Source organism: Acinetobacter sp. SK-43, from assembly GCF_015351505.1.
Classification (GTDB): domain Bacteria; phylum Pseudomonadota; class Gammaproteobacteria; order Pseudomonadales; family Moraxellaceae; genus Acinetobacter; species Acinetobacter junii.
Window position 1 is genome coordinate 1 of record NZ_JADKPY010000105.1, and the last position, 760, is coordinate 760.

1 protein-coding gene and 1 pseudogene are annotated in these 760 nt (G+C 30.1%); both read left to right on the forward strand.

The genetic code is table 11. The features are described from left to right. Window positions 1-324: pseudogene (locus tag IRT38_RS17410) on the forward strand (hypothetical protein); the annotation flags it as partial. A 124-nt stretch (window positions 325-448) separates the two neighbouring features. Then, window positions 449-760, forward strand: a 312-nt coding sequence (locus IRT38_RS17415) for a hypothetical protein (protein WP_042893728.1), incomplete at its 3' end; no start/stop codon positions are given.

The following is a 760-nucleotide window of genomic DNA, read 5'->3' on the forward strand; positions in this document are numbered from 1 at the left end:
GGTGATGCCATAGATAAGGCACTATTTTTTAGCGCAAGTCATCCAACTTATAAACCAATCAATATTGAGCTACGCCACAGACGACTCAAAAATATCATTCATGCTTGTTGTAATTATCAGCACAAAACAACAGTACACTTCATTCATTTGTGTCGAGCAACTATAGATATGTACAAAGATGAACAACGATTGAGTGATTTGGAATTAAGCCAGTTTGAACAAAGCATCATTAAGATTCAATCCGATTTGAATTTATCAGAAGAAAATGCTCAACAAAAAACAAATGAATATTTGAGTCAACTAAAAGGATTATTAAAAAGCTAAATTCACTTTCAACCTTATAATGCAAATTTTAAAATTGATTAGCTCAAGTAGTTCAACCTTAGATTGCAAAATTTAGAGTTGAGTTAAAAAAATAAGGTGAGATTTATAAAAATCCCACCTTATATTGCAAATAGCCTTTTTTATTTTAGCTAAAGATGTAAGGGTTGATCCAAATTTAGCTCAACTAGAAGCAATCTTTCAAGGAAATTTAACTCTTCATAATAATTGTTTATCCATCATAGTAAGAGGTGATAGAGAAACTATGCATACTCTAGTCATACCTAAACAATATGAGGTCTTTTTCGATAATCATAATAAGGTGATAGGTCTAAAAAATATTAAATCAAAAGAGCTTTATAGATTAGGTGAGTCTTTACAATTTTCAGGAATAGCTTTTGATGATGAAAAAATGAAGTTAGGTGAAAAGCTACCTGAT